The sequence below is a fragment of the Streptomyces sp. NPDC005017 genome, from assembly GCF_042873115.1.
Lineage (GTDB): Bacteria > Actinomycetota > Actinomycetes > Streptomycetales > Streptomycetaceae > Streptomyces.
Genome location: NZ_JBIALD010000024.1, coordinates 131,858 through 138,318, shown reverse-complemented (window position 1 = coordinate 138,318; position 6,461 = coordinate 131,858). Strand labels below are relative to the sequence as shown.

At 72.1% G+C, this 6,461-nt stretch carries 5 protein-coding genes; 2 read left to right on the top strand and 3 right to left on the bottom strand.

Annotated features, from left to right (window positions below):
• Positions 1–366: 366 nt before the first annotated feature.
• Positions 367–1,035, bottom strand: coding sequence for a GNAT family N-acetyltransferase (locus ACFYR0_RS29720; protein WP_389334737.1), 669 nt, complete (start codon positions 1,033–1,035; stop codon positions 367–369).
• A gap of 181 nt (positions 1,036–1,216) precedes the next feature.
• Between ACFYR0_RS29720 and lon the strand changes: the two genes are divergently transcribed.
• The gene (gene lon, locus ACFYR0_RS29715) at positions 1,217–3,631 is read left to right on the top strand and encodes an endopeptidase La (protein WP_389334734.1); all 2,415 of its coding nucleotides are present in this window, start codon (positions 1,217–1,219) and stop codon (positions 3,629–3,631) included.
• A gap of 96 nt (positions 3,632–3,727) precedes the next feature.
• Here the strand turns inward: lon and ACFYR0_RS29710 are convergent, their stop codons facing one another.
• Positions 3,728–4,543 (bottom strand): lysozyme, encoded by an 816-nt coding sequence (locus tag ACFYR0_RS29710; RefSeq protein ID WP_389334731.1) that lies wholly within the window; start codon positions 4,541–4,543, stop codon positions 3,728–3,730.
• Between the two features lie 228 nt (positions 4,544–4,771).
• On the opposite strand from ACFYR0_RS29710, the gene ACFYR0_RS29705 reads away from it, so the two are divergent.
• Positions 4,772–5,263, top strand: a complete 492-nt coding sequence (locus ACFYR0_RS29705; protein ID WP_389334728.1) for a MarR family winged helix-turn-helix transcriptional regulator — start codon at positions 4,772–4,774, stop codon at positions 5,261–5,263.
• Positions 5,264–5,349: 86 nt separating this feature from the next.
• Here the strand turns inward: ACFYR0_RS29705 and ACFYR0_RS29700 are convergent, their stop codons facing one another.
• Positions 5,350–6,138, bottom strand: a complete 789-nt coding sequence (locus ACFYR0_RS29700) for a protein phosphatase 2C domain-containing protein (RefSeq protein WP_389334725.1) — start codon at positions 6,136–6,138, stop codon at positions 5,350–5,352.
• Positions 6,139–6,461 lie beyond the last annotated feature (323 nt).

Genomic DNA, 6,461 nt, shown 5'->3' with positions numbered 1-6,461 from the left:
TGACGGCGGCCGCTGCGGGCGGACACCCCCCGCCCCGTCCCCTTGCCGCCGTACGCGGCTGACGGCCCCGCCCGTGGGTCGCTGCGCGTCGTACGCGTCTTCCGTCCTCGTCCGTGGCCGCTGCGGGCGGACACCCCCCGCCCCGTCCCCTTGCCGCCGTACGCGGCTTCCCGTCGCCCGTCGCCCGTCGCCGCGGGCTGCGCGCCGCGCCTAGCCGCGGGCATGCGTGCCGCCAGGGGCGGCACGGGTGGGCGTGGCGGCACCTCGTCGCGCCGAGTTGCGCGCCGCCCCGCCCCTCAGCAACCGCCGGGCGGTACGTCGCTGACGCCGAGCTGTGACACGCCCAAGCCTCGGCGAACGCGGGCCTCACCGCCGTGCCCCACCCCCCGCTCCAAGGAACCTCGCGCTGGTCAGGGGCGCCTCCGTGGTCCAGCCCAGGGACTCGTAGAGGGCCCGGCCCGCCGGGGTGCCGGCGAGGATCGCCCGGTCGGCGCCCTGGTGCGCGGCGGTGCGCTGGAGCGTGCGCATGATCAGGGAGGCGAGGCCCTTGCGCCGATGGGCGGGGGTCGTCTCGATCTGGTCGGCGACGGCGGTCGGGCCGGTGACCGCGATCTGGCCGCGGGCGGCGAGGGAGCCGTCGGAGGCCGTGATCATCGCCCTGGTCACTCCGGCGGACGTCCAGACGCGGAGCCGGTGGCCGGAGGGGGCCGGTTCAGGTGCCTTTTGCGACTCTTGCAACGAAATCGTCATCAGGTAGCCGGGCTCCGGGTCGATCCACCAGTCGGCGCCCAGCCAGGGCCCCGTCTCCGCCGGGTCGCGGAACGCCTTGAGCCAGACCCCGGCGCCCGTCACCGACTCCGCCACCTCGCGGACCGTCCGCTCGTCCACGGCGTCACCCGTCTCGCCGAGGACGTGACGGGTGACGTGGTCGGGCCGGCCCACGTCGATCGTCCAGCCCCAGGGTTCCGTGACCGGCCGTGCCGCCCCGCGTGACATCACCCAGCCGTCGATCCAGGAGTGGATCGTCCTGTTCATCGTTTCCCCCGATTGTGTGTAATGGGTACTTGTTGAGTTTGGGTGTTACTTGTTGTTCAGGGTAGGTGGGGGTGCTGGTGTGGTGGGTGTGATCGCTGAGGGCGAACAAGGGGGTGGGAACATCCGGGCGCCTTCGTGCATTGAGTCGGTGTAACTCAACTTGACTGCCGAAGGGGAGATCATGGCTGCTGAGTCCACACCGCTCGCCCTGCCCGTGCTGCCGCTCGACGACGAGGTCGTGCTGCCCGGGATGGTGGTTCCGCTGGACCTCAATGACACGGATGTACGGGCCGCGGTGGAGGCCGCGCAGGCCGCCGCGCGGAACGAACCCGGGAAGCCCCGGGTGCTCCTGGTGCCGCGGATCGACGGGACGTACGCGGGCACGGGTGTGCTCGGCACCGTGGAACAGGTCGGCCGGCTGGCCGACGGTGACCCGGGTGCGCTGATCCGCGGCCGGGGGCGTGTGAAGATCGGGGCGGGCACGACCGGGCCCGGCCGTGCCCTGTGGGTGGAGGGCACCCGGATCGACGAACAGGTGCCCGAGCCGCTGCCCGGTCATGTCGGTGAGCTGGTGAAGGAGTACAAGGCCCTCGCCACCACCTGGCTGAAGAAGCGGGGCGCCTGGCAGGTCGTCGACCGGGTCCAGGCCATCGACGACGTCTCCGCCCTCGCCGACAACTCCGGATACTCGCCCTTCCTGTCCATCGAGGAGAAGGTCGAGCTGCTGGAGACCTCCGACCCGGTCGCCCGGCTGAAGCTGGCCACCCAGCAGCTACGTGACCACCTCGCCGAGCAGGACGTCGCCGAGACGATCGCCAAGGACGTCCAGGAAGGCGTCGACAAGCAGCAGCGCGAGTTCCTGCTGCGCCGGCAGCTGGAGGCCGTCCGCAAGGAACTGCGTGAGCTGAACGGGGAGAAGGAGGGCGAGGAGTCCGACGACTACCGCGCCCGGGTCGAGGCCGCCGATCTCCCGGAGAACGTCCGCGAGGCCGCTCTCAAGGAGGTCGAGAAGCTGGAGCGGTCCAGCGACCAGTCGCCCGAGGGCTCCTGGATCAGGACCTGGCTCGACACCGTTCTCGAGCTGCCCTGGAACGAGCGCACCGAGGACGCGTACGACATCCAGGGCGCCAAGGGCGTGCTCGACGCCGAGCACGCCGGTCTGGAGGACGTGAAGGAGCGCATCACCGAGTACCTCGCCGTGCGCAAGCGGCGTGGTGAGCGGGGCCTGGGCGTCGTCGGTGGGCGGCGTGGCGGGGCCGTGCTGGCTCTGGTGGGGCCTCCGGGGGTCGGAAAGACGAGTCTCGGAGAGTCCGTCGCCCATGCGATGGGGCGGAAGTTCGTCCGGGTCGCCCTCGGCGGCGTGCGCGACGAGGCCGAGATCCGTGGGCACCGGCGTACCTATGTGGGCGCGCTGCCCGGGCGGATCGTGCGGGCGATCAGGGAAGCCGGTTCGATGAACCCGGTCGTGCTGCTCGACGAGATCGACAAGGTCGGTTCCGACTTCCGGGGCGACCCGGCCGCGGCCCTGCTGGAGGTGCTGGACCCGGCTCAGAACCACACCTTCCGGGATCACTACCTGGAGGTGGAGCTGGACCTGTCGGACGTCGTCTTCCTCGCCACCGCCAACGTGCTGGAGGCCATCCCCGAGGCCCTGCTCGACCGCATGGAGCTGGTCCGGCTGGACGGCTACACCGAGGACGAGAAGGTCGTCATCGCCCGTGACCACCTGCTCCCGCGCCAGCTGGAGCGGGCCGGGCTGGACAAGGACGAGGTGGTCCTGGAGGAGGGCGCGCTGCGCAAGCTGGCCGGGGAGTACACCCGTGAGGCGGGCGTACGCACCCTGGAGCGGTCCATTGCGCGGCTGCTGCGCAAGGTCGCGGCCCAGCACGAACTGGGCGAGCGGGAGCTGCCTTTCACCATCGGCGAGGGTGAGCTGCGCGGTCTCATCGGGCGGCCGCACCATGTGCCGGAGTCGGCGCAGGACCCGGCGGAGCGGCGTACCGCCGTGCCGGGTGTGGCGACCGGGCTCGCGGTCACCGGCGCGGGCGGGGACGTGCTCTTCGTCGAGGCTTCGCTGGCCGACCCGGAGACCGGGGCGGCGGGGCTGACCCTGACCGGTCAGCTCGGTGACGTGATGAAGGAGTCGGCGCAGATCGCGCTGTCCTTCCTGCGCTCCCACGGGGCCGAGCTGGAGCTGCCGGTCGGCGATCTCAAGGACCGCGGGGTGCACATCCACTTCCCCGCGGGCGCGGTCCCGAAGGACGGGCCGAGCGCCGGTGTCACGATGACCACCGCGCTGGCCTCCCTGCTGAGCGGACGGCTCGTGCGGACGGACGTGGCCATGACCGGTGAGGTGTCCCTGACTGGGCGGGTCCTGCCGATCGGCGGGGTGAAGCAGAAGCTGCTCGCCGCCCACCGCGCCGGGGTGACGACCGTCGTGATCCCCAAGCGCAACGAGGCCGACCTGGACGACGTCCCGGCCGAGGTGCTGGACAAGCTCGACGTCCACGCCGTGACCGACGTCCGCCAGGTCCTCGAACTGGCGCTAGCGCCCGCCACGAGCGGTGCGGCGCCCGGGGTTCCCGTGGCGGCGTAGGGGGCACCTCCCAGGCGTCAAGCCCCGGGGGAGGTGTCGCGGGAAACAGGAGGCCCGGGCCCCGTGAGGGAGGCCCGGGCCTCCGGCCTGCCCGGATCAGCCCAGCGCCAGCGCCTGGACGCGGTCCAGGGCCCCGTTGAACCTGTTGTGGTCGCCCACCGTGGGGCCGGTGGAGGTGTACTGCCACATCGTCTGGTACGCCCAGCCCGCGGGGAGTTCGCCGACGGCGGTCGCGTAGCGGGCGATCCACAGGGGGTTCGCCGCGCCGAAGCCGGCGTAGTTGCCCGTGCACTGCTTCCACCAGCTGGTCGCCGTGTAGATGACCGCGTCCCGGCCGGTGCGGGCCCGGTACTGGTTCAGGAAGTCACGGATCCAGGTGACCATGGCCGAGGCCGACTTGCCGTAGCAGGCGGCGCCGTACGGGTTCCACTCGACGTCGAGCGCGCCGGGCAGCGTCCTGCCGTCGCGGGACCAGCCGCCGCCGTGGTCGACGAAGTAGTTCGCCTGGGCCGCGCCGCCCGCCGTGTCCGGGGTGGCGAAGTGGTACGCGCCGCGGATCATTCCGACGTCGTACGAGCCGTTGTACTGCTGGCCGAAGTAGGGGTTCCGGTAGTACGTGCCCTCGGTCGCCTTGACGTAGGCCCACTTGACCCCGCTGCTCCACAGGGTCGGCCAGGCGACGTTGCCCTGGTGGCTGCTGACGTCGACGCCCTCGGTCTGGGCGGCCCTGCCGACGGGGGTGCCGCCCTGGCCGTCGTGGGGGATGACGCCCATGCCCATGTGGGCCGAGCCGCGCGGGGGCACCTCGGCCGCCGAGGACGGTGTGGCGAGGAGCGGGGAGAGGACCGCGAGCAGGGCTCCGGCGAGCGTGAGGCGCCTGGAGCGGGTGTTTCCGGGTCTGTGCACGGGCATGGTGATGCCTTTCGAGACTCGGTGGTGCCCGGTGGGGGAGAACCGCCTGGCATGGCGTGGGCATGCCAGAATCTGCCTCGCGACGAAGCTACGCACGTAGACCACGCTGAGGGAAGGGCCTCCGGATGCCGCCGTTGGTCTACGCCTGCGAAATACTGGTCGAGCTGCGGCGATGGTCGCCATGGGCGGAAACTTTCAGGATCGGGAAACCGGAGCAGGGGTGCTGACGTGCACGAGCACGCAAACGGCGGCGGGCGCCATGGGGAAACCGCCGCCTCGGCGAGTGGTGTGGACCAGGAGTTCCTCGCCCTCGAACGCGAGCTGACGGTCTTTCTGCGGCGCGCCCGCGCCAACCAGGGCGAGATGGCCCGCGAGGTCCACCCGGACCTGGAGTCCTCGGCGTACGGCCTGCTCGTACGGCTCGACGAGAGCGGCGGCCAGCGCGCCACGGACCTGGCCGCGTACATCGGCGTCGGCAAGGCCACCATGTCCCGCCAGCTGCGCGCCCTGGAGGAACTGGGCCTGATCGCCCGCGAACCCGACCCCGCCGACGGCCGCGCCTGGCTGGTCCGTCTCACCGACGAGGGCCGCTCCCGGGTCGGACGGGTCCGCGAGGCCCGCCGCGCCCGCTACGTCAGCAAGCTCGCCCACTGGGACCGGCACGAGGTCGCCGAACTCGCCCGGCTGCTCCGTCAGCTCAACCGCGGGATGGAGAAGTAGGCGGGGCCCTCGGACGGCGGCCGGTCCTCGGCAGGACCCGGCGAGGGGGCTGGCCGCACCCGGTGGGGGCGGTGCGGGGGCCTCGGTCAGAGTTCCGCGTACACCACCGTCGCGTCGTCGTGCGTCTTGCCGCGGCGCGGGGACGTCCGCCGCTCCGCGTCCGCCCGCTCCAGCTCCCGTACGCGCTCCACGAGCGCTCTCGGGCCCTGCTTGCGGAGGTAGGTGAACAGGTCCGTCCAGTCGCCCTCGTGGAACCGCTCGGTCCAGCGGGCCGCCCCGTCGGTGAGCGCGGCCAGCGCGCGGACCTCCGCGCGGGGGAGCGTGCCCGTGACGGCACGGGAGGCCACCGAGGGGTCGGCGGCGGCGGTGAAGAAGCCGCCCTCCCTGTTGCGGGCCCGGGCGTCGGCGACCTCGTCGGAGACCAGCAGATCGCGCGGCAGACGGTCCAGACGGTCGTCCAGTACCGGGGTGACCGTGCCGTCGGGCGACTCCAGCAGCAGCGCCGAGTCGGAAAGGACCAGGTACTCCAGCGTGTCCACGCTCCAGCGCGTGACGACCACCGTGGCCTGAGGGGTACGGGGGTGAGAAAGGTCACAGGTGTGCGCATGGGCCTCGGCGGTACGCGTGAGGGCGCGGGAAAGCGCCTCGGCGAGGGGGACATCCGGGAGTGAAACGGTCAGTTCGGTCAGCGCGCCGCCCAGGCGTGCCGTGTACCAGGGGACGGTGTGCAGACACCCCGTGCCGCCCCTCGGCGGTGTCACGCCGTCCAGCACGACCAGCGCACCGCCCTGTCCGCAGGCGGGTGTGCCGACACTCGCGAAGTCCTCGTTGGGGCGGGTCCGGTCGCCGGGCTCCGAGGCAAGTTCGGTTCGCATCCGGCCAGTCTGCACGAGCCCTTCACGTCCTTCGCAAAAGGCTGGCACACGGCCGGGAATCGACGCACCGGCGCAGGTCAGGCGCCGGGTTTGGGGTGGAATACCGCACTCCGGCAATGCGTGGTGGCGAATCCTGTCAAAGCCCGCCGTCCACGTCCAACCGGCGCGCGGCACGGGGCCTTCGCGCCGGTCCCGGGAACTTGCCCGCCAACTCCCCTCCGATGTTCACTCCTTCGAGTGGCGGGGCTGGTGATGCGCGACCACTGCCCACCGCCACTGGGAGGGTCTGGAGCCGTAACCCGGTGTGCGCGCACCAGTTGCAC